The organism is Lentibacillus halodurans (assembly GCF_900112045.1).
Taxonomy (GTDB): domain Bacteria; phylum Bacillota; class Bacilli; order Bacillales; family Amphibacillaceae; genus Lentibacillus; species Lentibacillus halodurans.
On the sequence record NZ_FOJW01000008.1, the window covers coordinates 152,550 to 179,527 of the forward strand.

Consider the following 26,978-nt stretch of genomic DNA (forward strand, 5'->3'; position numbering starts at 1 on the left):
TCCTGTTAGTCAATTGGACGCAAAACGGCGCGAACCGGGCTGCCGTCAGCATCGTCAATGGCAAGCGGCAGGGCAATCAGTTCATAACAGCCAGGATCTACGTCGTCAAGCATTAAATTTTCCAGAATAAAAATGCCATGCTGATAAAGGGCATGATGTGCAGTCAAATCTTTGCTTTCAGGCGGGTCAACGGATGGCATGTCAACGCCGATCAGGTTCACGCCATTTTCGTTCAAAAATGCTGCGATACTTGGATCAAGCTCCGGCATCTGGTCCGGAAAACGTTCAGGATTGTTCGGCAGTGAAGTATGCAATAAAACGCGTGAAACACCGCTCAAATCAAACTGTTTCAATGTATCTGCCGTGATTTTATCCGTATAGCTGACATCAAGTACAACGGCCTCACCGATGTAAATGTCAAGGTCAAGCAAGTCAACTGTTTTGCCGTTACTGTCATAATGGAATGGTGCGTCAATATGTGTACCGGTATGAACACTTCCCGTAATTTGTCCGACGTTAACTGAGCCTGTTTGTTCTTTCGTATAAGTCAGCGCGTAGTTAAATGGTGTATCACCGGGAAAGTGTGCCATTTTATTTGTCAGGGGCTGTGAAATATCGATCCATTTTGCTTGTGTCATTAGGCAATGACTCCCCTTTCATTTACATAGGATTGGTAACGTTCCTCTTTCATGATAGTCTTTAGGATTTGAATGGTTTCCCACACCTCTGTAAAGGTATTGTAAAGGGCGACAGGTGCCAGCCGTATGCCATTTGGTTTACGAAAGTCCGGTATCACACCATCTGCCTTCAGAGCCTTGCAAATACGGGCTGCGTCAGGGTGTTCGAGATAAACATGCCCGCCACGCATTGCTGTGTCCCTAGGATTGGCGATCGTAAACCCGAAACCTGTCAGCTCAGATTCAATCAACTCCATGAAATATTGCGTGAGCTGAAGTGATTTTTTACGGATTTTTTCTATACCAGCTTCCTGAAACATTTCCAGTGATCCGAGCAGCGGTGCGGCACTTAACAGATGTGGTGTGCCGATCTGGTAGGCACCTGCATCCTGAGCAGGGGTCAATGTGTGTTCCATATCAAATTGTTTGTCCTTCGCTGAGCTGAACCAGCCGGCAAGTCCCGGTTCATGGCAGAGATGTTTCTCATTGACATATAGACCAGCAACACTTCCGGGACCGGCATTCAAATGTTTATATGTGCACCAAAATGCAAAATCAACACCCCATTCTGACAATTGATGCGGTATCGATCCAATGGAATGACAGAGATCGAATCCGATTGGAATATCGCGTTTGTGTGCTTCTCGAGTCAAAGTCTGCATATCAAGCACCTGTCCGCTTCTGTACAGAACACCGGGCAGGACGATGAAGGCCGTCTCATCTGTCATCGCTTCGACAATATCCTGCGTTGAAAGCGTATGACCATCCTTGCTTTTGACCTGAACAAGGTGTTCGTCCGGATCATAGCCTTTTAGCTTTAACTGGCTTTTCAGCGCATAGATGTCAGAAGGAAAATTCAGTGTATCTGCGAGGATCTTTGTTCTTTTGCCTTCAGGTTTATAAAAGCTGGCCGTGATCTGATGCAGGTTGATTGTCGTTGAGCCAGTTATCATCACTTCTTCCGGTTTGGCTCCGATTAATGGGGCTGACATGGCACCAAGCTTTTCGGACAGGTAATACCATGGCTGACTTCCCTCTGTCCACCCGTCAATCGCATGATGTTTCCATGATTCAACCATGTCATTAATCTTGTTTTCGGCACGTTTCGATAAAAGTCCTAGTGAATTGCCGTCAAGGTATATCGTATTTTTTGGCAGATAAAACTCATTCCGGAAATTTGCCAGATCGTCTTGCTGATCCAGACTCGCTGCATAGGTTTTTTCGATATTCATCATAGCACCCCATTCAATAGATTGCTTCTTATATAATAACAGGGAACCGATACGTTTGGAATGTTAATATGTTTAAACTTTTGGAATAATCATGCGACCATGTTGTCTGGTCAAAGAGCAGGACAATGCTGACAAGTTTGGTAAATTGGCGGTAAAGGCAGACTTTAATACCATTTAAAATTTATTATTTAAAAGCAGTTGCAATTTTCCAAAATGTGATTTACACTCATTTCAGATAAATGAAATAGCGTTTCATAATATGAAATAGGAGGATATTGGATGCCTTTTGTCTCGGATAAAGTGAGCAATTTACCGCCATATTTATTTTCCGAGTTTCAGCGGAAGAAAAAAGAACTCGAGGCCAATGGAGCAGATGTCATCGATTTGGGAATTGGTGCTCCGGATTTGCCGACCCCTGATTTTATTATTGACCGGCTTGCTGAGGAATCAAGACTTGCTGTGAATCATCGCTATTCGACGTATAGCGGGTGCAGGGAATTCAGAGAAGCGGTCGTTCATTTTTACCAAAAACAGTATAACGTTGAATTGGATCCGGAATCGGAAGTGCTTGCTGTGATTGGATCAAAAGAGGGGATTGCCAATCTGATGCATGCCACGATCAACCCAGGGGATACCGTTTTGGTTCCCGATCCTGGATATCCGGTGTACGGGACTGCTGTGCATTTAGCCAACGGGAGAAGTGCTGCATTGCCGCTGGATGATGCGAATGGTTATGTGCCGTTATATAACCAGGTTGATCGTGCTACCATCGAACAGTCGAAATTAATGTTATTAAACTATCCGAGCAATCCGACAGCGGCAACCGCTCATTTCGACATTTTTTTGGAAGCGATTGCATTCGCCAGGGAAAATCAGCTTCTGCTCGTACATGATGCCGCATATGACATGATCACGTTTAACGGTTATGAAACAACGAGCGCCATGCAGGTTCCCCGAGCCAAAGAACATGCAGTGGAAATCGGCTCACTGTCGAAAAGTTTTAATATGACCGGCTGGCGGATTGGCTATGTTGTGGGGAACAAGGAAATCATCCAGGCGCTGGCGACGTTTAAAAGCAATATCGATACAAGCCAGTTTCTCCCGATTCAAAAAGCTGCTGCTGCGGCGTTGAAAAGTAATTTTTCCGCAGTGACAGAACATAACAAAATCTACCAGGAACGAATGGAAAAACTGCATAGAGGCTTTCGGCAGCTTGATATTGAGGCGGATAAGCCAAAGGGCACGATCTTTCTCTGGGCTAAGGTTCCGGATGGCTTTACGTCCATGTCGTTTGCAGACAAATTGCTGCAGGAAGCGGGCGTTATCGTTACCCCCGGTAATGCATTTGGCTCAAGAGGAGAGGGGTATTTCAGGGTTGCGCTGACAGTTACAGCTGACCGTCTCGATGAAGTCATCAGCCGCATGGAAAAATTGAATTTGAAGGGGGGACCAGTTAAATGAAAACGACAACTGCAGCACGATCAGTCAAAACAGTAACAGCAGCACGGGCGATTGTGGAATGTATGAAAATCGAAGGTATCAGCCATACTTTCTGCGTTCCCGGAGAAAGCTATTTGCCTTTATTGGATGCGCTGCATGATGAAGATTCAATCAAACTGGTATCGGCCAGGCATGAAAGCGGTGCAGCGTTTATGGCAGAAGGATATGCAAAGTCATCCTTGAAGCCAGGCGTTGTCATGGCTACCCGGGGAGTTGGAGCATCCAATCTTTCCATCGGTGTTCATACCGCTTATCAGGACTCGACGCCAATGGTTGTTTTTTTAGGACAGGTACACAGCAAATTCCGGGGCAGGGAAGGATTTCAGGAAGTAGACTTGGATCAATATTTTCAGCATATCGCCAAATGGTCGGCTGAAGTGAAAGATCCGAAGCGTATGCCGGAGATTGTACAACGAGCATTCCGTATCGCAAAGACAGGGAGACCAGGTCCGGTTGTTGTTGCGCTGCCGGAAGATGTTCTGCCTGCTGAAGCAGAGATGACATTTGGCCCTGTTGCTGTTAAGCCTCGTCCGGCACCTGCCAATGAGGAAGTCAGGCAGGTTGAAGAGCTGTTTGCTTCTGCTGAAAAACCGCTGATCATTGCCGGCGGGGGTGTGAAAAGTTCAAAAAGCGAAGAAGCACTCGTGGCATTTGCTGAAAAATATCATTTGCCAGTTATGGCAGCCTTTCGCAGGCAGGATGTGTTTCCAAATGACCATCCGTTATATGTGGGGCATCTTGGGCTGGGTACCAATCAAAAAATACTGCAGACCGTTGAGGAAGCAGATACCATTCTGGCGATCGGGACACGTTTGTCAGAGGTGACGACACAGGATTATCAAATCATTACACCGGAGAAAAAACTCATTCACATTGACATCAACTATGGCACTATTGGCAAAGTATTCAGTCCAGATGCCGGGATTGTTGCAGATGCAGGGGAAGCGTTAAAGAAATTAGCCGGTATGGATGCCCAGGGCAGCTGGAAAAATTGGGTCACAGAGCGCAGAAGTGCTTTCAAGGAGGTCAGTCGTCTCGATGTTTCGCATAAAAACACAATCAATAAGCATATAGTGGCAATGATGGCGGGCATTTTGCCGGACAATGCGTTATTGACCAATGATGCCGGGAATTTTGCCGGCTGGTTCCATGCGTATTATCCGTTTAAGAAAAAACATACGTATGTCGGGCCAACATCCGGTGCAATGGGGTATGGCATGCCGGCGGCACTCGGGGCTAAAATCGCTTATCCGGATAAACCGGTTATTGCACTGTCCGGTGATGGCGGGTTCATGATGACCGTGCAGGAACTGGAAACAGCCGTCAGATACCATATTCCAGTTATTTGTCTTGTGTTTAACAATCAAATGTATGGGACCATCCGAATGCATCAAGAAATGCATTATCCGGAAAAAGTCATCGGAACGGATTTAGGACGTGTTTCATTTAAAGATTTGGCCAGCAGCATAGGCGCAGATGGATATTTGGCTAACACACCAGAACAGTTTGCTGAATCACTTGAAACAGCATTGCAGAAAAACGTGCCGGCCGTGATTGAGGTGATGACTGATCAGGAACAGATTTCAGTTTCTTCCACGATTACACAAATCCGTGATCGTGCTAAATAGAATTAACTACAGGAGGTATTTGATATGGCTCAAAGCTTGCTTAAGACAGAGCAGCTAAACAATTTTATTGACGGAAAATGGGTGGAAACAAATGAATCTGCTGCAGTTGTGAATCCGGCAAATGGTGAAACAATCGTAAATGTTCCCTTGTCGGATGACGGGTCGGTCAATACGGCCGTTGAAGCGGCCAAAAAAGCGCAAAAAGAATGGGCACTGGTACCAGCGCCACAGCGTGCAGAGGTTTTGCTTAAAGTTGGGCAAATGATGAAAGAACGCAAAGAACGTCTTTCTCAATTGCTGACGATGGAAAATGGAAAAGTGCTTGAAGAAGCACGCGGGGAAGTGCAGGAAGGAATCGACATGGCGTTTTATATGGCCGGTGAAGGACGTCGTCTGTTTGGTCACACGACACCGGCGGAACTTCCGAATAAATTTTCTATGAGCCAGCGCTTTCCTGTCGGCGTTGTCGGAATAATTACTCCGTGGAACTTCCCGATTGCGATTGCAACGTGGAAGTCATTCCCAGCTATCGTTGCGGGTAATGCGGTCATTTGGAAACCGGCGACTGAAACACCGATTATGGCGTATGAACTTGCGAAAATTTTTGAAGAAGCCGGACTGCCAAAAGGTGTGTTGAATGTCGTATACGGCAAAGGGTCGTCCGTTGGCGATGCGATGGTAAACCATGATGATATCCGGGTTATTTCATTCACCGGATCCAATGATACTGGCCGCCATATTGCCAGTGAGTGCGGCAAACAATTGAAAAAGGTTTCCCTCGAAATGGGCGGCAAGAATGCTGTTATTGTAATGGATGATGCCGATCTGGATTTAGCTGTGGAAGGCATTATTTGGAGTGCATATGGCACAAGCGGTCAGCGTTGTACAGCGGCCAGCCGGGTGATTGTACATGAAGATGTGAAAGAACGGTTGGAGGAACGGTTGCTTGTTGAAATCGAAAAACTGACAATCGGCGACGGTCTGGATGAGGCGAACAAGGTAGGACCAATCATCAACAAAGCTGGCCTTGAAAAAATCCAAAAATATACCCAGATTGGCAGGGAAGAAGGCGCCAGCATGATTGCAGGCGGCTATGTGCTTGATGAAGGCGATTATAGGAAAGGGCATTATTTTGCACCGACATTATTTACCGATTGCACACCGGATATGCGTATTTCCCAAGAAGAAATTTTCGGTCCGGTCATTTCGCTCATCCCCGTGAAAAGTTTTGAAGAGGCAATCGAGGTGAATAACGGTGTAACATTCGGCTTGTCAAGCTCGATTTTTACAACAGATGCCAACCGTATATTTAAGGCACAGCGCGATTTGGATACAGGCATTGTTTACGTGAACGCTGGTACAACCGGTGCGGAAATTCACTTGCCATTCGGCGGTACAAAGGGAACCGGAAATGGTCACCGTGATTCCGGGGTGCAGGCACTTGATGTATTTACCGAATGGAAAGCTGTTTATGTCGATTACAGCGGCAAGCTTCAGCGCGCACAGATTGATACAGAATAAGCTGTTTGAAATGATTAATATGGTGGGATTATAGCGAGATAGAACGGGAGAGGAGTTCATTTATTCGAGGGAGAAACAGCGGATGAGACTCTCCCTAATAGAATGAAATACGAAGTAAAAGCTGAAGAAGATGAAGTATTTTACAGGGAGTGGTGAATAGATGAAAATAGGTGTACTGGGATCTGGCTTAATGGGGAAGGAAGCAGCGCGTGATTTGGTTTCAAATGAAGGGGTCACAGCTGTCGGGCTGGCCGATATCGATATGGACATTGCACAACAGGTTGTTGATCAGTTAAATTCCCCAAAGCTTTCAGCCTATCAGGTTAATGCCAAGGATGAACAGGAGCTTGGCAATTATATGCGGCAGTTTGATGTGATTATTAATGCATTATTTTATTCATTTAATGAAATCGTTGCTAAAACCGCCATTGAAGTTGGTGTTCATTCCGTTGACTTGGGCGGGCATATCGGTCATGTTACCGATAAAGTGCTCGATCTGAAAGAAGATGCTCAGGCTGCGGGGGTTACGCTTATCCCTGATTTGGGTGTAGCACCGGGCATGATCAATATTTTATCTGGTCATGGAGCGGGAAAACTGGATGAACTGGAAGAGATCAAATTGTATGTCGGTGGAATCCCGGTCAATCCGGAGCCGCCGTTTGAATACAACCATGTTTTCTCTATGGAAGGTGTTTTCGATCATTATACAGATCCGGCATTGATCATCCGTGATGGCATCAAACAGGAAATCGAATCCTTGAGTGAGGTTGAACGCGTTCATTTTGAAAAATTCGGCCCGCTTGAAGCATTCCACACATCAGGTGGGACATCGACATTATCTATTTCATATCCGCATCTGAAGACATTGGAGTATAAGACGATTCGCTACCCTGGTCATGCGGAGAAATTTAAGCTGCTCGTTGACCTGAATTTGACCCGGATGGACTACTCGGTTGATGTTAACGGCCAGGAAATCAATCCGCGGGAAGTATTGCTAAAAGTGCTCGATCCGATTGTCGAACTGCGTGATAAAGATGACGTCGTACTTCTGAGGGTTAAAGTCAGCGGTCAGAAAGGCGGACAGCCGAAAACGCATGTATTCGAAATGACCACATACAAAGACAGGGAACATAACGTGACGGCCATGGCCCGTGCCACTGCCAATACCATTTCAGCTGTTGCCCAGATGATCGCTAGCGGAACGATCACAAAACGAGGCGTTTATCCGCCTGAACAGATTGTTCCAGGTGATCCATATATAGAAGAAATGGCCAAACGCGGTGTGACTATTTATGAATCAACCAGTGCAGAAAAAGAACACGTAACAAATTAACCTACTGATCAAGGGCTGCTCTGTTTTAATAAGGCAGCCTTTTTTCTATAAAATGTACGAACATTCATTCAATAAGATAACGGCAAGGAGTTTTTTCCCATGAATCAAAGTGTGATCAAAGCATTAAAATTATTAAACTATTTTTCAGTGGAAACACCCGAATGGACATTAAAGGAAATAGCCCATAATGCAGAAATCCCGAAACCTACCGCTTACCGACTTTTATCAGCACTGGAATCCAGTGATTTTTTATATAAAACAAAAGAGAACGAGCATGACAGCAAGTATCGGTTAGGACTTAAACTGCTGGAGCTCGGACAGATCGTTTCCGATCAACTGGAGATTCGGAACGTCGCCTTGCCTTATATGCAGAAACTGGCTGCTGATATCAATGAGGTTATCCATCTGGTCATCAGTAATCAGGATGAAGCTACATATATCGAGAAGGTGGACAGCTCAAGGGCACTAAGGCTGAATACTAGAGTTGGCAAAAGTTCACCACTTTATTTGGGATCCGGTCCTAAAATGCTGTTGGCAAACATGCCCAGGAAGAGACAAGAAGCTATTTTAGAGGAATCGGAACTGCGCCGGGTTGTTGATCATAGGACGATTGATCAAAATAAATTGCTGCAAGAATTGCAAACCATTTATGATGAAGGCTATGCGTATAGTATCGGTGAACAGGACCCGGATACCACCGGCATATCGTATCCGGTTTATGATTACAGCAATCAAGTCATTGCTGCATTGGCGGTCAGCGGGTTATCCAGTCATTTTGAAGGGGAGAATTTGGAGCTATTGAAAGCCAAATCAAAAGTGACGGCTGAAACGATTTCCAGAAAACTCGGTTATCGCGGGCCGGACTTTTAGCAGGGGGATGATGTTAAATGTATACGGTTTTTATCGCAGGGCATGCCAGATTACCATCTGGAATGGCAGCCAAAAGTATTTATGAGACATTGACGATAACGGCTGAAATCGATAAAAAATATGGCGTGATTGTCGCAGCCAACTGCACCCTGGCGACAGAACACGGCAGACAATTCGTGCATCAGCTTTTGAGGGGGCACAGTCTCCAGGATGGGATTGACAAGCCTGCCGAAACTATGAAAAATCATTATTTGGGAAAAGCTGGCAATGCGCTTGTTTCGGCATTGCATGATTTGTATCGGCAGTATGAGCATTACCGGGAGGGTCATGGTTAATAGGGAGCTGACTATGCTTTGCCAGCAGGTCATAGTGAACACAATCTTGGATTGGCGCTTGATGTAGGATCAACCCAAATGTACAACGCTGAAGCAGGGTACGCGGGTTTTGGTGGATCCTGCATTTTATGACCGACTTGGTGATGATGCCAACCCGGTAGGTCTCTTGGGAAGTGAGGTAGATGGAGGCTTCACCCAATATGCAGCCGTTGCAGATTCACGAGCCCATGATGTAACCAACTCCCCATTAAATGATGAGCAGTTGGCATGTTTACCGACTGCATATGGAACAGCGATGGGTATGCTGGAGCGTGCAGGAATTGTTAAAGGTGATACGATTCTTGTAACTGGTGCCTCAGGTGGAGTCGGGTTTGCCCTGGTGCAACTGGCCTCTGCACGTGGTTCTCGCGTCGTTGCCATTACTACCTCAGCGAAAAGAGATTTGGTTGCTGAATCTGGGACGGATGCCATTGTGGACCGTGAGAAGTCTGATCTATCGGCGGAAATATCAGCTGCAGCACCGTCAGGTTTGGATGCTGTGGCGGATGTCGTTGGTGGGAATACTTTTGAGTGGCTGTTGCCTCTTCTCAGGGAAAGAGGGCGTTGGGTTATTGCCGGTGCTGTCGGGGGACCTGTAGTAACTTTTGATCTGCGTAGAATTTATTTAAACAACAGACTTCTGATCGGCTCATCCATGCATACACCTTCTCACTTTCTGAAACTGATTGATGAGGCAAACGAGGGTCGAATCCAGCCACGAGTCGCTAAAACGTTCAAGTTAACTGACATTCACAAGGCTCAGCAAGTATTTCGAGGTCGACAGCACGTGGGTAAGGTCGTTATACTTCCCTCTTAGATTTTTTAAGACACAGTTTACCGTTAACGGGCACGATTCTGTAACAATTTTGAATATAGTGTATCGTAGCTTTAAGTGATATAATTAAATAAAATATTCATGGAAGAGGTAATCTTACATGAATACTGCAAGGATCGTTTACCTAAAATTATTGACGAAATACTCGAACAGGAAGTGGATAAAATTCTGGAATTTGCAGAGTTTTAAATCTAAAAAAAGGGAAAAGAGGATTAAAATGGATGTAAGATACCCAATAGGCAAATTACAAGTTCCCGAAAAGGTAACATTTGAAAATCTTCAAGAATGGTTAAAGCAAATCGAAACTTACACGATTCGATTAGGAGAAACTGTCGACTCATTAAGTGATGAGGAATTAAGCAAAACTTATCGTGATGGTAGCTGGACAGTTCGTCAACTTGTTCATCATATTGCTGACTCTCAGTTGAACATGTATCAGCGTTTGAAGCTGGCTTTAACAGGTGAGAGTGCAACAGTACCAGCTTTTGATGAAGAAAAGTGGGCTATTCAACCGGATACAAAACTTCCCGTAGAATGTTCTATAAAAATGTTGGAAGGTATAAATGAGCGTATCGTATCTTTGGGTCATAGTTTAACTGCAGAGCAATTAGATCGAACTTTTGTTCATCAGATAAATGGTAAAATAACAGTTGCAACAAAGGTTGCAAAATTAGCTTGGCATGAAGAGCATCACTTAGCCCATATAAAAATCGCATTATCAAAATAGCATAATATTTAAGGAATTGGGGGTTTATCAAATCTCGATAAGCCAATTGTTTATTCGACTATTTTTTAGTTCAGCAAATTCTTTAAGTAAGTTGGGCTTTATTTTCTTTTTAATTTTAAAGTCCATTCTTCAAGACTCCTTTTTTCCAATCTATAACACACCTGGATGTCTTTTATTTTAACAAATTGGAATGATTCCCTACACAACATTTTTGTACTAACAATTATCGGTTGATTCAAAACAAACAACTATTTGGTTAAAATAAGGCGCACATTTAGAAGGAAAAATGCGTTTTTATGGCCATTCAAATGAAACTTCTTTATTGTCATGGCCCAGTTAGCGACTTTAACTTTAATTGTCACGCTTGTCGTGTACCTGAATGAAAAAAGTAATCGCCCCAAGCCAAGGTCAGCGATTACTTCTTCAGATCGACAAGCCAGACAGCTGGCCAACTGCACTTTATGCAGTTTGTAGTAGCAGTACCGGATAGTTATGATCCCAACTACGGCGATTTCATACGAGTCTATAGCGATTCCGGCTTAATCTACAGCGGTAATTTCAAAAAATGTCAAATTAAAACTAATAGCCACCTTTTGCAGCAGGAAATGCGACCATCAGTTATTAATAGGTACTGTCAATCCCCATCGATACATACTTCATTTCTATAAACTCATCCATGCCATGGTGGCCGCCTTCTTTGCCGACACCGGACTGTTTGATGCCGCCGAATGGTGCCTCGGCAACAGCAGGGAAGACGTCATTAATGCCGACAATGCCATAGTCAAGTTTTTCCGAGACTAGGACCGCGCGGCTGGTCGTTTCAGTGAAAATATAAGCGGCGAGTCCGTAGTCGGTATCATTGGCTTTCCCGATAACAGTATCTTCATCACTGAAAGTCTGCACCGGCATAAGCGGGCCAAATGTTTCCTCGTTCATGACGAGCATATCATCGGTCACGCCTGACAGAACGGTAGGCTGATAGAAATAACCATCAAAATCGCCGTTCCATTTATCGCCACCGCAAACGACTTTTGCCCCTTTTGCCACAGCGTCATCAAGGTGTTTCTCGACTTTTTGCAATGCCTGCTCATTGATCAGCGGGCCGAGATCGGTTCCTTCTTCGGTGCCATTCCCAACTTTAAGCGCTACAATTTTTTCGGTCAGTTTTTCATTGAAAGCATCTTGAACAGATTCGTGAACATAGATCCGATTGGCACATATACATGTCTGGCCATTATTACGGAATTTGCTCGCCAGTGCTAGTGAGACAGCTTTATCGATATTCGCATCGTCAAACACGACAATTGGTGCATGGCCGCCGAGCTCAAGTGATAATTTCTTCACATGATTGGCACTTTCACGCATCAAATATTTCCCGACTTCAGTGGATCCGGTAAATGTCATCAAGCGGACATCCTTGCTTTCAAGCATCGTATTGCCGATTGCCTCGTCATCACCGGTCACTAGGTTGACAACGCCATTTGGTATTCCGGCATTTTCCAGGATTTTGACGATTTCAATGGCCGACATCGGTGTTTCCGGTGCCGGCTTCAAAACAACCGTACATCCGGCAGCAAGGGCCGGAGCAATTTTGCGAGTGATCATGGATGCCGGAAAATTCCATGGTGTAATCGCCCCGACAACACCGACCGGCTGTGGGATAACAAGCAGCCGCTTGGATTTAATGGATGACGGGATCCATTCTCCATATGTTCGGCTTGCCTCTTCGGCATACCAGAGCAAAAAGTTGGCAGCACCTTTCACTTCGCCGATTGCTTCCTTCAGCGGTTTACCCTGTTCAGTTGTCAAAATTTCTCCAAGGCGTTGCGCATCATCCATCATCAATTCATGCGCTCTGTACAAAATGCGTGAGCGCTCCCGGCCGGTCATTTCTCGCCACGTTTTGAACGCCCGTGACGCCGCTGCAATCGCTGCTTTGGCTTCCATTTTCCCGCCATAAGTAACTTCCGTGATCGGTTCAAGTGTTGCCGGATTATAGACGCTTTCTGTTTCCTGTCCGTCCACATCTTGCCACTTGCCGTCGATAAAAATACTATTTGTTTTGCTTTTAAGCATCATGTCGAAATCCTCCTTTGACCATTTAGACTTTAGCTCGATCGCCTTCCCATGCCGGCAGCATTTTATTGAGTGGTTTATCCTTCCGATAGCCTAATGCGTATTCTGCCTGCATGATCGTATGGATTTCACGTGTCCCTTCATAAATGACTGGTGCCTTTGAGTTGCGCAAATACCGCTCAACCGGATATTCATCCGAATAGCCATATGCCCCGTGGACCTGGATGGCATCATCAGCGGCTTTGTTGGCGAAATCACATGCCTGCCATTTGGCCATGGACGTTTCCTCTGTGTTGCGTGTACCGGCATTTTTTAATTCGCCGGCGCGATAGACAAGCAGACTGCTCATTTCAAGTCCGGCTTTCATATTGGCAATCATACGCTGGACAAGCTGATGCTGCCCGATTGGTTTTCCGAACGTTTCTCGCTCATGGGCATATTTAACACTCGCTTCCAGGCAGGCACGAATCTGTCCGACAGCACCGGCAGCAACCGTAAATCGTCCATTGTCAAGTGCTGCCATGGCGATTTTGAATCCTTCTCCTTCCTCACCAAGCAGATTCTCTTTCGGGACTTTTATATGATCGAAAAAGATTTCACCGGTATTACCGGATCGGATGCCAAGTTTTCCTTTTGTCGCTTTCGAGTCGAACCCTTTCCAGTCACGTTCGACGATAAATGCAGAAATACCTTTATGGCGTTTTTCCTTATCGGTATAGGCAAATACAAGAAAATGATCGGCTGTATCACATAGGGAGATCCATGATTTCGAGCCGTTCAGAATGTAGTGGTCACCATCTTTGACGGCCGTGGACTGGATGGAGGCAACATCTGACCCGGCACCAGGTTCTGTTAGCCCATAAGCACCGACTTTTTCACCCTTAGCCTGGGGAACGAGATATTTCTGCTTCTGTTCCTCTGTACCCCATTGCAGCAGCGTCATGCTGTTCAGTCCTGTATGAACAGAAACCGCTGTACGGAATGCTGTATCGCCGCGTTCCAGTTCTTCACACACGATGGCCAGTGAATTGTAGTCCATGCCACTGCCGCCGTATTCTTCCGGGATACAGACGCCCATCAGTCCAAGGTCAGCAAGTCGCTTCATAATAGAAGGATCGAATTTTCCTACGCGGTCCCATTCTGCGATATGTGGCATAATTTCTTTGTCAACAAAATTTCTGACTGTATCTCGGAGCATATTCTGTTCTTCTGAAAAATTAAAATCCATCTGATCATCTCCTAATTTTTTGATTTCGTTAGTCCTAATTGTTCCAGTATCGTTTCAGTATGTTCACCTGCATCCGGCGGGTGACGGTTGACATTGGCCGGTGTCCGCGAAAGTTTCAGCGGACTGCCGATCATCTGGATACCCCCCGCTGTTGGATGTTCAGCATTGATGAACATATTCCGTTCGCTCAGCTGCGGGTCATTCGCCACCTCATCAATTGTTTGAATCGGCCCACATGGAATACTGTTTTCCTGGCATTTTTCCTGCCAATAAGCGGTTGGTTTAGTTGAGAACACCTTTTGAAGCAGCGGGATTAAGGCTTCCCGGTTCGCCACCCTGTCCGGATTTGTCTGAAAACGTTCATCTGATGCATATTCCGGCTTATCTAAAATCTTGCATAATCTGTTGAATTGATTGTCATTTCCTACAGCGATCACCATTTGACCGTCCATTGTTGCAAATGTCTGGTACGGGACAATATTTGCGTGCTGATTTCCCAAGGCTGCAGGAATTTTTCCGGCCATCAGATAGTTGCTGCCGATATTGACAAGCGCACTAACAGCTGAATCATACAGAGAAAGATCGAGCTTTTGCCCCTTGCCTGATTGTGTCCGTTCGAGCAGTGCTCCCTGAATTCCGATACAGGCATACAGACCGGTTAAAATATCCGTGATCGCCACGCCGACTTTCTGCGGGCCTGATTCGCTGTCACCGGTAATACTCATCAATCCGCTCATCGCCTGGATAATGAAATCATAGCCTGGCATATCCTTATATGGCCCTGTTTCGCCAAATCCCGTTATTGAGCAATAGACGATTCCGGGATTGATTTCGGATAACGTTTCATAATCCAATCCGAGTCGTTGCATGGTTCCGGTTTTAAAATTATTGATGACCACATCGCTTTCACGTGCGAGCTCTTTGATTGCCTCAATGCCTTCCGGGGACTTGAGGTCTAACGTGATGCTTTTTTTGTTCCGGTTGGCCGAGAGATAATAGGCGCTGACACCATTTTGAAATGGCGGTCCCCATTTCCGTGTCTCATCACTGCCTCCTGGTGCTTCCACTTTAATAACCTCTGCACCAAGGTCACCAAGGATCATTGTGCAATACGGCCCGGCCAGCACGCGTGATAAATCGAGAATCTTGATGTTTTCAAGTGCTCCAGCCACGTCATCACTCCTTTTACAACAATAAAGTGAAACTTCCGTCGTTTGGGGTTTTTTATTCCCCGCTGAGGTTAGTTGAACCAAATCGATTTACGGGCATTTGCTTCCAATTACATTTCCTGATCTTTCCGGAAGTCTTGATATGGGAACTTAGCCTTCATGCGGAATAAAATAAGCCACTCCAAAAAGACCACAGAAAGAAAGCTGTAAGTCTATTTGAACTGGCTTTTATCTGTTGCATCAGAACTGGTATTGAACTGTTAACAGATTAGGCAGTTATCAACTTGTTATTTGGTACCAGAGATGTTTTATAAGGAAATCAATCCAATCGGCGATTTCCTTCAACATGACTTCTGCTTATGATGTATCATGCGTCATAGCGTGGAACCGCTTTAACATGATTAATTCTATTATATATTGTTCTGAAAAATTTGTAAACAACTATTTATTGTTCTGTTGTAAAGGTAGCTGTCACAACGTTTGACAGGTTAATAATATTAGTGATGTCATCAAACAGTTCTTTAATTTCAGGGTTTTGATTCACTTGCGCCATAACGTCATCATGGTGTGATTTGTTCCGAAATACGGACTGGCCGAAAAAAATCTCCTCATTCTTTTCCTTTTGGATCACATCAATCAATCCTTTGGCACCATAATTTCCATTGAGGTCTTCAGCACGATAAGTGTTATCTTCCAGTGCCCCGTTTGACAAATAAATTTCACTAGCCTGACTGTTAATATTGGTAAATGTTTGAACATGTTCCTGTTTAACGCGATAAAGGTAAATGACTGTATACATTTGATCACCTCTCCATCCTTACACTACTAATTCCATATAAGTTTGAAAAATCCTTTTTATAGGAGCTGATAATTTTTGGCATTGTGGCAGACGTGCGAAAATATAAGGAGCAGGATCGGCAGGACAATCAACAGAAAAGCGTGAGAGAATCGACAGAAGAGAGTGGGAATCAACAGAAATCCTCATAACATATCGCATGCACGTCATTTCATCATCCTATGAAAAAACCGCGCTCCTTTTACGGAAAACGCGGTTTTCAAATTTATTAGCCCAGACCAGGCAGGTTACTTCGCAGCTTTTTGCAATTTTGCAATCATCTTCAGTGAACGACCTGTTCCAATCGCTACTGATTCAAGCGGGCTTGGTGCAATGTGAACAGGGACAAAAATTTCCTCTGAAAGCCAGTCCTTCAGACCGTTTAACATCGAGCCGCCGCCAGTAAGAACAATTCCGCGATCGACAATGTCGCCACTCAGTTCAGGCGGGCAGTTTTCCAGTGTTAATCGGATCGTTTCGAGGATCTGTTCGAGTGATTCTTTTAATGCGGTGTAAACCTCTCTTGAAGATACAGACACTGTTCTCGGTAATCCGGTTACCATATCACGCCCGCGGACATCCATGGATTCCTCGCTATGATTTTCATATGCATAACCAATTTCCATTTTAATATTTTCTGCGGTACGTTCACCGATCAGGATATTGTATTTCTTCCGGATGTAATTGATGATTTCCTCATCCATTTTGTCGCCGCCGGAGCGAATGGAATTACAAGAAACGACACCGCCGAATGAAATAATTCCCACTTCGGAGGTCCCGCCGCCAATATCAACGATGACATTGGCAATTGGCTCATCAACCGGTAAATCTGCACCAATTGCAGCGGCTACAGGCTCTTCAATTAAATGGACATGTTTGGCTCCATAGCTGGTGACGGCATTGTGAATCGCACGCCGTTCTACTGTTGTGCTTCCGGATGGTGTGCAGACAACAACAGTCGGTTTTCGCATGGATAATCCCATTTTCCTGCTGACTTTTTTCAAGAATTCCTTCAGCATTTGGGCAGTGACATCATAATCCGCGATAACCCCGTCTTTCAACGGGCGGATTGGGACAATATTCTGTGGCGTTTTGCCGACCATTTCCTTTGCTTCGGTTCCGACAGCTACAACATTTTTCGTATTTAAGTCAATGGCGACTACAGATGGTTCATTTAAAACAATTCCTTTTGATTTGGAATAAATCAATATATTGGCAGTACCCAGGTCAATTCCGATTTCTGCAGTTGATAACATGTTAGTTCCTCCAATGATGTAATAAAATCGATTCAATTAATATAGGAATATACTTAAATTAAGTTATGATAGAAAAGTCCATATTTCACTACTATACCTTTCTCTAATTTATCATAGTTTTTGGGGGTAGGAAATGACTTACAAATATTGTCTGGGATGAAACTTAATACACCACCGATACGTTACCTTTAGACAGCCGTCCGTAAGCCTCTCGCTTCAGGGTATGTGAATAAACAATACTTAGTCGGAAATAACAGACGTAATCTTTTAAATTGTGAGGCAGTCAGACTAGGAGCGACCACCATTCTTCGACATGGACGATTATACGTCTTCTTCATTTGAAACGATAATCTATGAAAATTCAAGTAACATTTCGTTTACAATTTACGGTGGATTGTAATATAGAAGCGTAATTTGAACAGGTGTCAATAGATATTTCGTTGTAAATTTTACCACTGTATTAAAACTTTTCCTGTAATTCTTTTAGCATAAAAAAATCGATAGCCTGATATTGAGCCATTTTCTGAAAAATCTATGAGAAATATGGTCATTTGGAAACCGATGCCAACTATATTACAAAAAAAGCATGGTATGATGATTTTGCAAATTAAAAAACACAGGAGAGGTGACATCAATGTTTAACAAAATAGTGGCCGGTTCAATGACCGCAGCACTGTTATTTGGCGGAGCATTTCAAACAACTGCAGACGCATCTGCAAACGCAGATAATTCTCAGAGTCAATCATATCAGCAACAAGTATATTATTCTATTAACGGGAATGAATGGACTGAATTATCATCTGATCAGTTCAGTAACCACTTAAATAAATACTTCCCGCAAATTAATTGGAATTGGGACAAGCAACAAAATAATGAAGAGCAACAAAAACAGGAAGAGCCAAAGCAAAATAATGAAGAGCAACAAAAACAGGAAGAGCCAAAGCAAAATAATGAAGAGCAACAAAACCAGGAAGAGCCAAAGCAAAATAATGAAGAGCAACAAAAACAGGAAGAGTCAAATCAGGATCAACCTGAACAAAACCAGGAACAGCCTGAAAACAATGACAACTCTGAACAACAGCAAGATCAATCAGAACAACAAGAGACAGATAAACAAGAAGAACAGCCAGCTGAACAGCCGGAAGCTCAGACACCACAGCAGCCAGCTGAAGGGCAGCAAGAACAGCAAAATCAATCACAGTCACAGCAGCTGAATGAATTTGAACAGCAAGTGGTGGAACTGACAAACGAGGAACGGACTGCACAAGGTCTGGAGCCACTTGAAGTCGATACGGAATTAAGTAAAGTGGCACGTGAGAAGTCACGTGATATGGCGGAGAATAACTATTTCTCCCACGACAGCCCGAACTATGGCTCACCATTTGATATGATGAAACAGTATGGCATTTCATATCAAACCGCCGGTGAAAATATTGCCAAAGGTCAGCAAACACCAGAGCAAGTTGTAAACGGGTGGATGGAGAGTGAAGGCCACCGTGAAAACATCATGAATCCGAACTTCACGCATATCGGTGTCGGCTATGTAGAACAAGGCAACCACTGGACACAACAATTTATTGGTAAGTAAAGCGAAACTTCATTCAGCAGAGTGCTTTTTTCTGCTGAACGTTAGTTGAGCCGAATCGGACATTTATGGGCAGTTAACCCCCGTTTTTGGGGGATTACTTCCCATTATATGCGGGTAAATAGGATGAACAAAGGGACTGATCTAATGGGTCAGTCCCTTTGTTTTGTCATTTTCCCCTGTCCATACATCGAAATCAGTGCCGCTCCAATTGAAAGAATGACAAACAGTCCACCAATCGTTGCATTTTGTTCAACAGAAGCACGCTCAACGACCAGCCCGCCGATTAGTGACCCAAAGGCAATGCCGAGATGAAGTGCCGAGTTGTTCAAACTTTGCTGGATATCTGATGTTTCGGGTGACAGGCTAATTAGATAACTTTGCGTGGCCGGCGCCAATGTCCAGCTTAACATGCCCCAAATGACCAAGATCATAAGGAATAGTGGCAGTGCAAATGTCGTATACGGTATGGCAAACATCACCAGCCCAAACAGAATGGTGGTGGCTATAATCGTATTCTTTGCGCCCCAAATATCCGAGAGCGTACCGCCAATTCCGCCTCCGCTTACTGCCGCAATACCGAAAATCATATAAATGATACTGACCCAGGCACCATCCACACCTAAAGCCGTTTTGGCAAAAGGCGTCAGATACGCATATAGGATCGTATGCCCTGTCAAAAACAGAAAGGTGATGGTTTGTCCAAAAAATACTCCCCTGCTTTTCAATGTCGCCAGCTGTCGTTTGATCGGACTGGATGGCTTTGGTTCAACATGCCCCATCAGAAAAAACACACCAACCATGGATAAGACAGTCAAAATTGAAATGAGTATGAACGGTGCGCGCCATCCAAAGGCATTGCCCAGCAGCAAACCGACAGGAAGGCCAAGCACAATCGATGCACTGACACCCATAGAAACAATCCCGATAGCACGGCCGCGGTATTTCGGATGAACAATTGATGGTGCGATCGTGAGACACAAAATAATCAGCAGAGATCCGCTCAGGGCGGAGATCACTCTTCCAATGAAGACCACAGTATATGTCGGACTGAACACGGTTACCAGATTTCCAGCAAGAAATACGGCAAGTGAAATGAGTGTCAGCCGCTTCCGTTCAATACTCGATGTAAGGATCAGCAAAACTGGTGCTCCGACCGCAAAAATCAGGGAAAATATCGTGATCAGAAAGCCAACCTGACCAAGGTTCACATCTAAATCTTCTGCCATCAAATCCAGTATTCCGCCTATAATCAATTCGACCATCCCGACAACGAACGCGACGACCATTAAAAAGTAAACACGTTTATTCATGTTATGACGCCTTTCTCAATAAGCTCGAAACTTAATCGTACTCCCAATCATATTAAAACACAAGAGGATGAAACATGTTTGGAATATTATCGTTGTTTGGACAGCATGCTTCGTTTCTTTTCACAATTCTCTATCAACGGTATAATGAAAGGGAAAATAGGGGGAATGTTAAAGGAGTCTTCAAATTTACTTATATGCGGGTATACTGATCATCGGGGCCGGTTTTAAATTGCTGCACGTCAAAAGGAGACGTCATCAGCCAGGAACGTCCCTCACTATGGAACAAATTTTTGTGACCCCAAAAGACGTTTCACAAAAAATCATTCAAAAGACGAACTCCGACGTTCATGTGAGCGGCAGGGAGAAATTACCGGACGGACCTGTATTGATTGTTGCCAATCATCAGGGGTTGTTTGACATTTTAACGTTGCTCGGTCATTTAGAAAAGCCGATTGGGTTTATTGCCAAAAAAGAAATCAAAAAACTGCCGATTGTAAGCAATTGGATGAAGCAGTTGAATTGTGTATTTATTGATCGGAGCGACCGGCGTCAATCGGTCGAAGCCATCAATCAGGGAATAGCCAATTTGAAAGAAGGGCGCTCTATCGTTATTTTCCCCGAAGGCACAAGAGGTAAAGGGAGCAAGCTTAACTCCTTTAAATCCGGTGGCCTTAAATTGGCGACCAAGGCAAATGTACCGATCGTACCTGTTGCGATTAACGGGACGTATCAACTGCTTGAGTCAGGTAAGGGGTGTATCGGAACTTCAACGATAACGCTAACCGTAATTGATCCGATTTATCCCGACGAGTATGAAGATAAAACGCATCGTGAACTGGCTGCAGAAATTCAGGGGATCATTGAAAATGCACTTGATTCAAATGCAACTGCCAGGCGCCTTGAAAATTCCTGTCAAACAACGCCAATCACAGAGTAAGCATTTCCGTTTTTTCAGAAGAAGGTAATGGGATTTGGACATCATATTTTTTGAAATAAATCATGAAGAATTCCTCATATAGGCATACTACTATATGAGGTGATCGTATGGTACAAGGAGCAGTGAACTGGAATACCGGACAGACACAGGAGTGGCTGCAAGCATATGTTGATGACTGGGTAGCCTTTTACCGGAAACAGACCAGTGATGGCGAAGTTGCATCCTACATTCCGATTTTAGCAGAGGCTGATCAGGATGATTTGGGTATTGCGATCATTGGTAAAAACGGGTTGACGGTGCGTTCGGGTGATACAGATATACCTTTTACACTGCAAAGCATTTCCAAAGTCATCAGTTTTATTGTTGCCTGTATGGAGCGGGGTGTGTCGTATATGCTGCAAAGAGTTGATGTGGAGCCAACTGGAGAGGCATTCAATTCCATCATGCATCTCGAAATGAAACCGGTCAAAAAGCCATTTAATCCGTTTAATAATGCTGGAGCGATAACCGTGACGTCTGCCTTGCCGGGGAAAACATCGGATCAGCGACTCGAACCCGTGTTCAAACTACTTGAGAAGATGCTGGGCTACCGTCCCGAGTTGAATGTTGATGTATATAAGTCGGAGCAGGATTCATCAACACGAAACCGGGCAATCGGGTATTATTTATTGGAAATGGATTTTTTGGAGTCGGATTTGGACGTCACATTGGAAACATATATCAAGCAATGTTCAATTGAAGTGACGATAGATGATTTGGCCCAGATTGGCATCATTCTCGCCAATGATGGAATGGATCTGAAAACCGGCGCAGAAATAATCCCAAGGCAAGTGGCACGGATAAGCAAAGTACTCATGCTGACATGCGGGATGTATGATGCGTCGGGAAAATTTGCCACCTATGTAGGAATTCCAGCAAAAAGTGGCGTGTCCGGCGGCATTTTAGCGGCGGTGCCACCAAGAGTCCGGGATGAAGCGATGCCCTTTACAGACGGCTGCGGAATTGGCGTTTATGGTCCCGCCCTGGGAGACAAAGGAAATAGTATTGCCGGCATTCGTCTGCTTCGGCATATTGCCAAACAATGGGATTTAAGCATATTTTAAATGATACCTCCAATCCGGCCTTTCACGTCTGACTCTGGAATGAGTCGGATGCCGAACTTTTCTATAATAGGAGAGGAGTGAAACTATGTGCGGACGTTATACATTGCTTGCTGATGAACTGGAGATTTTACAGGAATTTGGAATTGACCAGCCGATTGAGGATTATCAGCCAAGTTATAACATTGCACCAGGACAAAATGTACTCGCCATTATTCACGACGGTAAGCAGAAACGGGCAGGCTATTTGCGCTGGGGGCTTGTCCCATCATGGGCAAAAGATGAAAAAATCGGGTATAAGATGATTAATGCACGCAGTGAATCAGCGCATGAAAAGCCAAGTTTTAAACAGCTCATGGCCAGAAAACGCTGTCTGATTGTGGCGGACAGTTTTTATGAATGGCAGCAGGGTGAAAATGAAAAACAGCCCAAACGGATTCAGCCAGGCAACCGGGCGTTATTTGCGTTTGCCGGACTGTGGGATAAATGGGAAAACGATGGCAAAAAGCTTTTCACATGTACCATTCTCACAAAAGAGGCGAATGATTTTATGCAAGATATTCACCACCGGATGCCGGTCATTTTGCCAAAGGATAAAGCAAATGCTTGGATTACAGCTGGTGATCAAACACCTGCAGAAGCCCACCATTTTTTGGAATCACTGGAAACAGAGGACTTGCAGGCCTATAATGTCGCAAGTTATGTCAATTCGGCGAAAAATAATGATGAAGGGTGTATTGCACCACTTATATAGGCTGTTAAACAGTTTTATTATTCCCTGGCAATGGGGGAAAGTGGCATTTACGAACACCTCCTATTATAATGAAAGCATAAAAGAAATGGGGGTATGAGCTGACGGATGGTGATGTGTGTATTATTTATATGTCTCGGGAATATTTGCCGGTCCCCGATGGCAGAGGCGATTTTCAGGGATTTGGTGAAAAGAGAAAATCTTTCTGATAAAATCGAAGTGGATTCAGCTTGTTTTAGTCCTTGGCATGTTGGTGAAATGCCGCATAAAGGGACAATGAATATGCTTGATCGGCAGCGTATTTCTTATGAAGGAATGAAGGCACGCCAGTTACATACACGGGACTTTCACGATTTTTATTATACAATTGCGATGGATGATCAGAATATAGAAGCTTTACAGGCGTTTGACAGGGGAAGTGATAACGTTACAGTTGCAAAATTGATGGATTTTGTCGACGAAGCAGAAGCTGTGAATGTCCCGGATCCATATTTTACAGGCAATTTTGATTATACTTATGATTTAGTATCAAAGGGCTGCCATGAATTGCTGAATGATATCAGGAATAAACACAATATATAACATTAAAGGAGCGAATTCAGATGGGAAAACAAAAATTATGTCTTGGGATATTTATTGGTGCCGTTGCAGGAGGTTTACTTTCTTTATTTGACCGTGATGCACGATATTATGCAAAAGGAAAAGCGGCGGTTGTTAAAAGCGGATCTTCTTACTATGTAAAACGTCCATCAGAAGCAGTAAAAGGCGCAAAAAATGCCTTTGATCGTTTTAATGCACAATTCACGAAAGGTGCTGATAATGCCATAAATGCATTAGAGCAAGTGGAAAACACGTTGGATCAGTTTACGAATAAAGAGAAAAAGGAATTGAATAACAATCTGTAAACGATAATGTGAGGGCGATAGAATGTGGCAGGAAACGGTGGATTTCATTAAAAAATTGTTTCAGCGCATTATGGAAGGTGACATTTTTGGGTTAGGAGCCCAGCTTGCCTATTTTTTATTGCTTTCCTTATTTCCTTTTTTATTATTCTTGATGACACTGGTCGGTTATTTGCCGCTGGAAACACAAAACATAACGAATTTTATCGAACAATATGCACCCGGGGAAATATCTCGGCTGATCAATGAGAACGTGACCGAACTTGTCAATAATCAAAACAGATCATTATTATCGATTGGTATCATCGGTACATTATGGGCTGCATCAAACGGTATTAACGCTATCATGAGAGGATTTAACCGTGCATATGAAGTTGAGGAAGACCGGTCTTTTATCGTGGTGCGGTTAATTGCCATTATTTTAACAATAGCTATGATCTTAGTCATATGTATGGCTTTTTTGCTGCCTGTTTTCGGAAAAATGATCGGCGAATATGTTTTTACGTTTTTTGGGGCTTCCGAATCATTTTTGAATATATGGGACACGATGCGCTGGCTCATTTCATCCACGGTTATTTTTATCGTGTTGGTGGCTCTTTATAAAATGGCGCCTAACAAACGGATATACTTTAAAAATGTCGTATGGGGGGCTTTATTTGCAACCATTGGCTGGCAGTTGGCATCAATGGTATTTTCTTTTTATGTCAATTCAATGGCTAATTACTCAGCGACATATGGCAGTCTGGGAACGGTCATTGTTTTGATGATTTGGTTTTACTTGTCAGGCATCATTATTATGATCGGTGGTGTGATAAACGCGATTTTACGGGAAAAGAGATCCTGAAATAAAAAAAGCTGTCACGTGAGTGTGGCAGTTTTTTATTGATATCATTAATACAGTTTATGATTGTAACAACAACAGATTTGTACAATGTTGAAATAATATTTGGGAACTGTTATACTTTTATATAAATTTTAAATATAACAGAACATTGGATTGGGGGATACATATGCGTACAAAAAGGTTCGTGGCGATATTACTTGCAGCTATTTTTATTTTAGGAGCCTGCAGCGATAACTCCGGTGGAAGTGATGATGGAGATCATGCTGCAGATGAGAAATGGAATGAAATTCAGGAAGCTGGTGAAATCGTTGTTGGCACTTCCGGGACACTGATTGCGGGGTCTTATTACGAAGGTGATGAAGAAATTGAAGAAGCCCTGACAGGGTATGAAGTGGAAGTCATGCGTGAAATTGCCGATCGCCTTAATCTGGATATTACGTTTGAAATTATCGGCTTTGACAGTGTATTAGCTGCTGTTGAAAGCGGACGAATTGATATGGCAGGTATGGGCATCACGGATAAACGGAAGGAGAAATTTAATTTCAGCAAACCGTTCAAATACTCTTACACGACGATGGTTGTGAGAGAAGATGGACATTCAGGTATTGAAAAATTGGAGGATCTGGAAGGGAAAAAAGCTGGGGGAGCGGCTTCCACCGTATACAGTGAAATTGCCCGAAAATTTGGTGCAGAAGTTAAAACCTATGGCAATGCTCCAAATGAGGCTTATCTCCGGGACGTGAATAATGGTCGGACTGATGTGGTCATTAATGATTACTATCTTTCAAAATTCGGCATAGCTGCTTTTCCGGATTTTGATATAATACTGCACCCGGAATTAAAATTTCATCCGACAAGAAAAGGTGTCATTATGGAGGATGGAGCCGAGAAGCTGCAAACGGAAGTTAATCAGGCACTTAAATCGATGCGGGAAGATGGTACTTTAACGACACTTGCCGAAGAATTTTATGAAGAGGATGCCTCTCAAGAGCCCGAGGGAGATATCCGGGAAATTGACGGATTGGACTTTTAACGTATGAATGGGGTTAATTTTGGCGGGATTTTTGATGTAGAGCTGGCTTTGGAAAGTCTTCCATTTATACTTGGCGGCCTTCCATCTACGGTTGGTGTAGCCATCGCTGGAATGGCCATCGGGATGATATTGGGCTTGTTTCTCGCATTGGCCCGCGGTTCATCCAGAATTATATTAAGGTGGCCTGCCAGGGTTTATATTTCCTTTATGCGCGGTACACCTATACTTGTGTTTCTCTTCCTTTTGTACTTTGGTCTGCCATATATCGGTCTGGAATTGACAGCAGTTTTAGCTGCATCACTCGGATTCGGATTGAACAGTGCTGCCTATATAGCCGAAATTAATCGTTCATCTCTGAATAGTATTGATGTTGGGCAATGGGAATCAGCCAGGTCACTCAACTTAGGATATTGGCAAACATTGTGGATCGTTATCTTGCCGCAAGCCACCAGAATAGCTGTACCGCCACTGACGAATGTATTTATGGACATTGTCAAGGCCACGTCTTTGGCGGCTGTCATTACAGTACCGGAGCTGTTTCAGCGGACCCAAATTGTTGTCGGCAGAGAATTTGATGCGATGACGTTGTATATATTAGTTGCCTTGATTTATTGGCCAATATGTGTGCTCATTTCATTCATGCAGGATCGGCTTGAGGCTAGGTTCAGCAGATTTTTGTAATAAAAGAGACTGAGACAAAAGGATATTAGCCAAAGATACATCCGAACGATGATTCCACTATGATGGGAACAGTTCGGATTTATCTTTTGATATAGGTTTGAACATTGGTTGCGAATGATCGATAAAACTGAGAAGTAACTTGGTCTGAGATTTGCTTCTATGCTTTTGTTGGTGAGTGCATGATGGTCGCTGCGGAAAAATACGCCCTTTCCGGGGGCACGGCCTCAGCTAACTTTGCCAAGAAAACCACTTGGCAAAGTGGATCTTCGGCTTGCGCTGTTCCCCCAGGAGTGTCGCATCTTTCCGCAGCTTAGAATCGTGTTCTCATAAGATGACAGCAAGTTCAATCAATATTGCTCCATAAGTTCTTTTCTTCCAACAATCAGCACCCCAACATGAGCGGAAGCAGCATACGGAACAGCACGAGCCGAAGACCCCGCAGGAAAGAGGTCTTTGCTTTCCGAGGAGGCTGAGGCCGTGTGCCTATCAGTATGCTGCCGGAGCGAATGATCGCACGCCACTAACATCAGAATGGAAGGAAGGCTGCACCAAGACAAATGTGACTGTTGAA

Annotated in this window: 25 protein-coding genes; 17 read left to right on the top strand and 8 right to left on the bottom strand. The window is 44.1% G+C overall.

Annotation, left to right across the window (positions count from 1 at the left end; genetic code table 11):
- Positions 1 to 5 precede the first annotated feature (5 nt).
- Entirely contained in the window at positions 6 to 638 is a 633-nt protein-coding gene (gene kynB, locus BM195_RS11135; protein ID WP_090237916.1) for an arylformamidase, read from the bottom strand.
- On the bottom strand, positions 638 to 1,909 hold the full coding sequence (kynU, locus tag BM195_RS11140) for a kynureninase (RefSeq protein ID WP_090237918.1): 1,272 nt from the start codon (positions 1,907 to 1,909) through the stop codon (positions 638 to 640). Before kynU ends, kynB begins: the two co-directional genes overlap by 1 nt.
- Positions 1,910 to 2,188: 279 nt before the next feature.
- Here kynU and BM195_RS11145 point away from each other — a divergent pair, with 279 nt between their 5' ends.
- The 8 genes from BM195_RS11145 to BM195_RS11180 all read left to right on the top strand — a co-directional run bounded on the left by BM195_RS11145 (position 2,189) and on the right by BM195_RS11180 (position 10,697).
- A complete protein-coding gene (locus BM195_RS11145) occupies positions 2,189 to 3,370 on the top strand; it encodes an aminotransferase class I/II-fold pyridoxal phosphate-dependent enzyme (protein ID WP_090237920.1) in 1,182 nt (393 codons plus the stop codon).
- Complete coding sequence (locus tag BM195_RS11150) at positions 3,367 to 5,037, top strand: thiamine pyrophosphate-dependent enzyme (RefSeq protein ID WP_090237923.1); 1,671 nt, start codon at positions 3,367 to 3,369, stop codon at positions 5,035 to 5,037. The genes BM195_RS11145 and BM195_RS11150 overlap by 4 nt, the downstream gene beginning before the upstream one ends.
- Positions 5,038 to 5,061: 24 nt before the next feature.
- Positions 5,062 to 6,558 (top strand): aldehyde dehydrogenase family protein, encoded by a 1,497-nt coding sequence (locus BM195_RS11155; protein ID WP_090237926.1) that lies wholly within the window; start codon positions 5,062 to 5,064, stop codon positions 6,556 to 6,558.
- Positions 6,559 to 6,718: 160 nt separating this feature from the next.
- Positions 6,719 to 7,891, top strand: a complete 1,173-nt coding sequence (locus tag BM195_RS11160) for a saccharopine dehydrogenase family protein (RefSeq protein ID WP_090237929.1) — start codon at positions 6,719 to 6,721, stop codon at positions 7,889 to 7,891.
- Positions 7,892 to 7,990: 99 nt separating this feature from the next.
- A complete protein-coding gene (locus tag BM195_RS11165; RefSeq protein ID WP_090237932.1) occupies positions 7,991 to 8,761 on the top strand; it encodes an IclR family transcriptional regulator in 771 nt (256 codons plus the stop codon).
- A 17-nt stretch (positions 8,762 to 8,778) separates the two neighbouring features.
- Positions 8,779 to 9,096 (top strand): DUF3870 domain-containing protein, encoded by a 318-nt coding sequence (locus tag BM195_RS11170; protein WP_090237935.1) that lies wholly within the window; start codon positions 8,779 to 8,781, stop codon positions 9,094 to 9,096.
- Positions 9,097 to 9,208: 112 nt separating this feature from the next.
- A complete protein-coding gene (locus BM195_RS11175; RefSeq protein ID WP_244535742.1) occupies positions 9,209 to 9,952 on the top strand; it encodes a zinc-binding dehydrogenase in 744 nt (247 codons plus the stop codon).
- A gap of 235 nt (positions 9,953 to 10,187) precedes the next feature.
- Positions 10,188 to 10,697 carry a YfiT family bacillithiol transferase gene (locus BM195_RS11180; RefSeq protein WP_090238125.1) on the top strand — a complete coding sequence of 170 codons (510 nt, stop codon included), beginning with the start codon at positions 10,188 to 10,190 and terminating at the stop codon, positions 10,695 to 10,697.
- Between the two features lie 621 nt (positions 10,698 to 11,318).
- Here the strand turns inward: BM195_RS11180 and BM195_RS11185 are convergent.
- The 5 genes from BM195_RS11185 to mreBH form a co-directional block, all read right to left on the bottom strand.
- A complete protein-coding gene (locus BM195_RS11185; protein WP_090238128.1) occupies positions 11,319 to 12,773 on the bottom strand; it encodes an NAD-dependent succinate-semialdehyde dehydrogenase in 1,455 nt (484 codons plus the stop codon).
- A gap of 25 nt (positions 12,774 to 12,798) precedes the next feature.
- The gene (locus BM195_RS11190; protein ID WP_090237940.1) at positions 12,799 to 14,001 is read right to left on the bottom strand and encodes an acyl-CoA dehydrogenase family protein; all 1,203 of its coding nucleotides are present in this window, start codon (positions 13,999 to 14,001) and stop codon (positions 12,799 to 12,801) included.
- 11 nt (positions 14,002 to 14,012) lie between these two features.
- A complete protein-coding gene (locus tag BM195_RS11195) occupies positions 14,013 to 15,173 on the bottom strand; it encodes a CaiB/BaiF CoA transferase family protein (protein WP_090237943.1) in 1,161 nt (386 codons plus the stop codon).
- A gap of 442 nt (positions 15,174 to 15,615) precedes the next feature.
- Complete coding sequence (locus BM195_RS11200) at positions 15,616 to 15,969, bottom strand: DUF1428 family protein (RefSeq protein ID WP_090237946.1); 354 nt, start codon at positions 15,967 to 15,969, stop codon at positions 15,616 to 15,618.
- A 284-nt stretch (positions 15,970 to 16,253) separates the two neighbouring features.
- Positions 16,254 to 17,261 (bottom strand): rod-share determining protein MreBH, encoded by a 1,008-nt coding sequence (gene mreBH / locus BM195_RS11205; protein WP_090237949.1) that lies wholly within the window; start codon positions 17,259 to 17,261, stop codon positions 16,254 to 16,256.
- 634 nt (positions 17,262 to 17,895) lie between these two features.
- On the opposite strand from mreBH, the gene BM195_RS11210 reads away from it, so the two are divergent.
- The gene (locus tag BM195_RS11210; RefSeq protein WP_090237952.1) at positions 17,896 to 18,849 is read left to right on the top strand and encodes a CAP domain-containing protein; all 954 of its coding nucleotides are present in this window, start codon (positions 17,896 to 17,898) and stop codon (positions 18,847 to 18,849) included.
- A 149-nt stretch (positions 18,850 to 18,998) separates the two neighbouring features.
- Here BM195_RS11210 and BM195_RS11215 read toward each other — a convergent pair whose 3' ends face one another.
- A complete protein-coding gene (locus tag BM195_RS11215) occupies positions 18,999 to 20,159 on the bottom strand; it encodes an MFS transporter (RefSeq protein WP_090237954.1) in 1,161 nt (386 codons plus the stop codon).
- Positions 20,160 to 20,436: 277 nt separating this feature from the next.
- Here BM195_RS11215 and BM195_RS11220 point away from each other — a divergent pair, with 277 nt between their 5' ends.
- From BM195_RS11220 to BM195_RS11255, 8 genes are all read left to right on the top strand, one after another.
- Positions 20,437 to 21,096 (top strand): lysophospholipid acyltransferase family protein, encoded by a 660-nt coding sequence (locus BM195_RS11220; RefSeq protein WP_244535743.1) that lies wholly within the window; start codon positions 20,437 to 20,439, stop codon positions 21,094 to 21,096.
- A gap of 107 nt (positions 21,097 to 21,203) precedes the next feature.
- Positions 21,204 to 22,199 (top strand): glutaminase, encoded by a 996-nt coding sequence (locus BM195_RS11225; protein ID WP_090237960.1) that lies wholly within the window; start codon positions 21,204 to 21,206, stop codon positions 22,197 to 22,199.
- An 85-nt stretch (positions 22,200 to 22,284) separates the two neighbouring features.
- The gene (locus tag BM195_RS11230) at positions 22,285 to 22,950 is read left to right on the top strand and encodes an SOS response-associated peptidase (RefSeq protein ID WP_090237962.1); all 666 of its coding nucleotides are present in this window, start codon (positions 22,285 to 22,287) and stop codon (positions 22,948 to 22,950) included.
- Positions 22,951 to 23,061: 111 nt separating this feature from the next.
- Positions 23,062 to 23,529 carry a low molecular weight protein-tyrosine-phosphatase gene (locus tag BM195_RS11235; protein WP_342028036.1) on the top strand — a complete coding sequence of 156 codons (468 nt, stop codon included), beginning with the start codon at positions 23,062 to 23,064 and terminating at the stop codon, positions 23,527 to 23,529.
- A 20-nt stretch (positions 23,530 to 23,549) separates the two neighbouring features.
- The gene (locus tag BM195_RS11240) at positions 23,550 to 23,852 is read left to right on the top strand and encodes a hypothetical protein (protein ID WP_090237968.1); all 303 of its coding nucleotides are present in this window, start codon (positions 23,550 to 23,552) and stop codon (positions 23,850 to 23,852) included.
- Between the two features lie 22 nt (positions 23,853 to 23,874).
- Entirely contained in the window at positions 23,875 to 24,693 is an 819-nt protein-coding gene (locus tag BM195_RS11245) for a YihY/virulence factor BrkB family protein (RefSeq protein WP_090237971.1), read from the top strand.
- Between the two features lie 166 nt (positions 24,694 to 24,859).
- Complete coding sequence (locus BM195_RS11250; protein ID WP_090237974.1) at positions 24,860 to 25,726, top strand: transporter substrate-binding domain-containing protein; 867 nt, start codon at positions 24,860 to 24,862, stop codon at positions 25,724 to 25,726.
- A 3-nt stretch (positions 25,727 to 25,729) separates the two neighbouring features.
- Entirely contained in the window at positions 25,730 to 26,407 is a 678-nt protein-coding gene (locus BM195_RS11255) for an amino acid ABC transporter permease (protein ID WP_090237977.1), read from the top strand.
- The last annotated feature ends 571 nt before the right edge of the window (positions 26,408 to 26,978 follow it).

Excerpts from the sequence above, each read along its gene's own strand:
- kynB (WP_090237916.1), bottom strand. The coding sequence starts at position 638 with ATGACACAAGCAAAATGGATCGATATTTCACAGCCCCTGACAAATAAA.
- kynU (WP_090237918.1), bottom strand. The coding sequence starts at position 1,909 with ATGAATATCGAAAAAACCTATGCAGCGAGTCTGGATCAGCAAGACGAT.
- BM195_RS11145 (WP_090237920.1), top strand. The coding sequence starts at position 2,189 with ATGCCTTTTGTCTCGGATAAAGTGAGCAATTTACCGCCATATTTATTT.
- BM195_RS11150 (WP_090237923.1), top strand. The coding sequence starts at position 3,367 with ATGAAAACGACAACTGCAGCACGATCAGTCAAAACAGTAACAGCAGCA.
- BM195_RS11155 (WP_090237926.1), top strand. The coding sequence starts at position 5,062 with ATGGCTCAAAGCTTGCTTAAGACAGAGCAGCTAAACAATTTTATTGAC.
- BM195_RS11160 (WP_090237929.1), top strand. The coding sequence starts at position 6,719 with ATGAAAATAGGTGTACTGGGATCTGGCTTAATGGGGAAGGAAGCAGCG.
- BM195_RS11165 (WP_090237932.1), top strand. The coding sequence starts at position 7,991 with ATGAATCAAAGTGTGATCAAAGCATTAAAATTATTAAACTATTTTTCA.
- BM195_RS11170 (WP_090237935.1), top strand. The coding sequence starts at position 8,779 with ATGTATACGGTTTTTATCGCAGGGCATGCCAGATTACCATCTGGAATG.
- BM195_RS11180 (WP_090238125.1), top strand. The coding sequence starts at position 10,188 with ATGGATGTAAGATACCCAATAGGCAAATTACAAGTTCCCGAAAAGGTA.
- BM195_RS11185 (WP_090238128.1), bottom strand. The coding sequence starts at position 12,773 with ATGCTTAAAAGCAAAACAAATAGTATTTTTATCGACGGCAAGTGGCAA.
- BM195_RS11190 (WP_090237940.1), bottom strand. The coding sequence starts at position 14,001 with ATGGATTTTAATTTTTCAGAAGAACAGAATATGCTCCGAGATACAGTC.
- BM195_RS11200 (WP_090237946.1), bottom strand. The coding sequence starts at position 15,969 with ATGTATACAGTCATTTACCTTTATCGCGTTAAACAGGAACATGTTCAA.
- mreBH (WP_090237949.1), bottom strand. The coding sequence starts at position 17,261 with ATGTTATCAACTGCAGAAATCGGAATTGACCTGGGTACTGCCAATATA.
- BM195_RS11210 (WP_090237952.1), top strand. The coding sequence starts at position 17,896 with ATGTTTAACAAAATAGTGGCCGGTTCAATGACCGCAGCACTGTTATTT.
- BM195_RS11215 (WP_090237954.1), bottom strand. The coding sequence starts at position 20,159 with ATGAATAAACGTGTTTACTTTTTAATGGTCGTCGCGTTCGTTGTCGGG.
- BM195_RS11220 (WP_244535743.1), top strand. The coding sequence starts at position 20,437 with ATGGAACAAATTTTTGTGACCCCAAAAGACGTTTCACAAAAAATCATT.
- BM195_RS11225 (WP_090237960.1), top strand. The coding sequence starts at position 21,204 with ATGGTACAAGGAGCAGTGAACTGGAATACCGGACAGACACAGGAGTGG.
- BM195_RS11230 (WP_090237962.1), top strand. The coding sequence starts at position 22,285 with ATGTGCGGACGTTATACATTGCTTGCTGATGAACTGGAGATTTTACAG.
- BM195_RS11235 (WP_342028036.1), top strand. The coding sequence starts at position 23,062 with ATGTGTGTATTATTTATATGTCTCGGGAATATTTGCCGGTCCCCGATG.
- BM195_RS11240 (WP_090237968.1), top strand. The coding sequence starts at position 23,550 with ATGGGAAAACAAAAATTATGTCTTGGGATATTTATTGGTGCCGTTGCA.
- BM195_RS11245 (WP_090237971.1), top strand. The coding sequence starts at position 23,875 with ATGTGGCAGGAAACGGTGGATTTCATTAAAAAATTGTTTCAGCGCATT.
- BM195_RS11250 (WP_090237974.1), top strand. The coding sequence starts at position 24,860 with ATGCGTACAAAAAGGTTCGTGGCGATATTACTTGCAGCTATTTTTATT.
- BM195_RS11255 (WP_090237977.1), top strand. The coding sequence starts at position 25,730 with ATGAATGGGGTTAATTTTGGCGGGATTTTTGATGTAGAGCTGGCTTTG.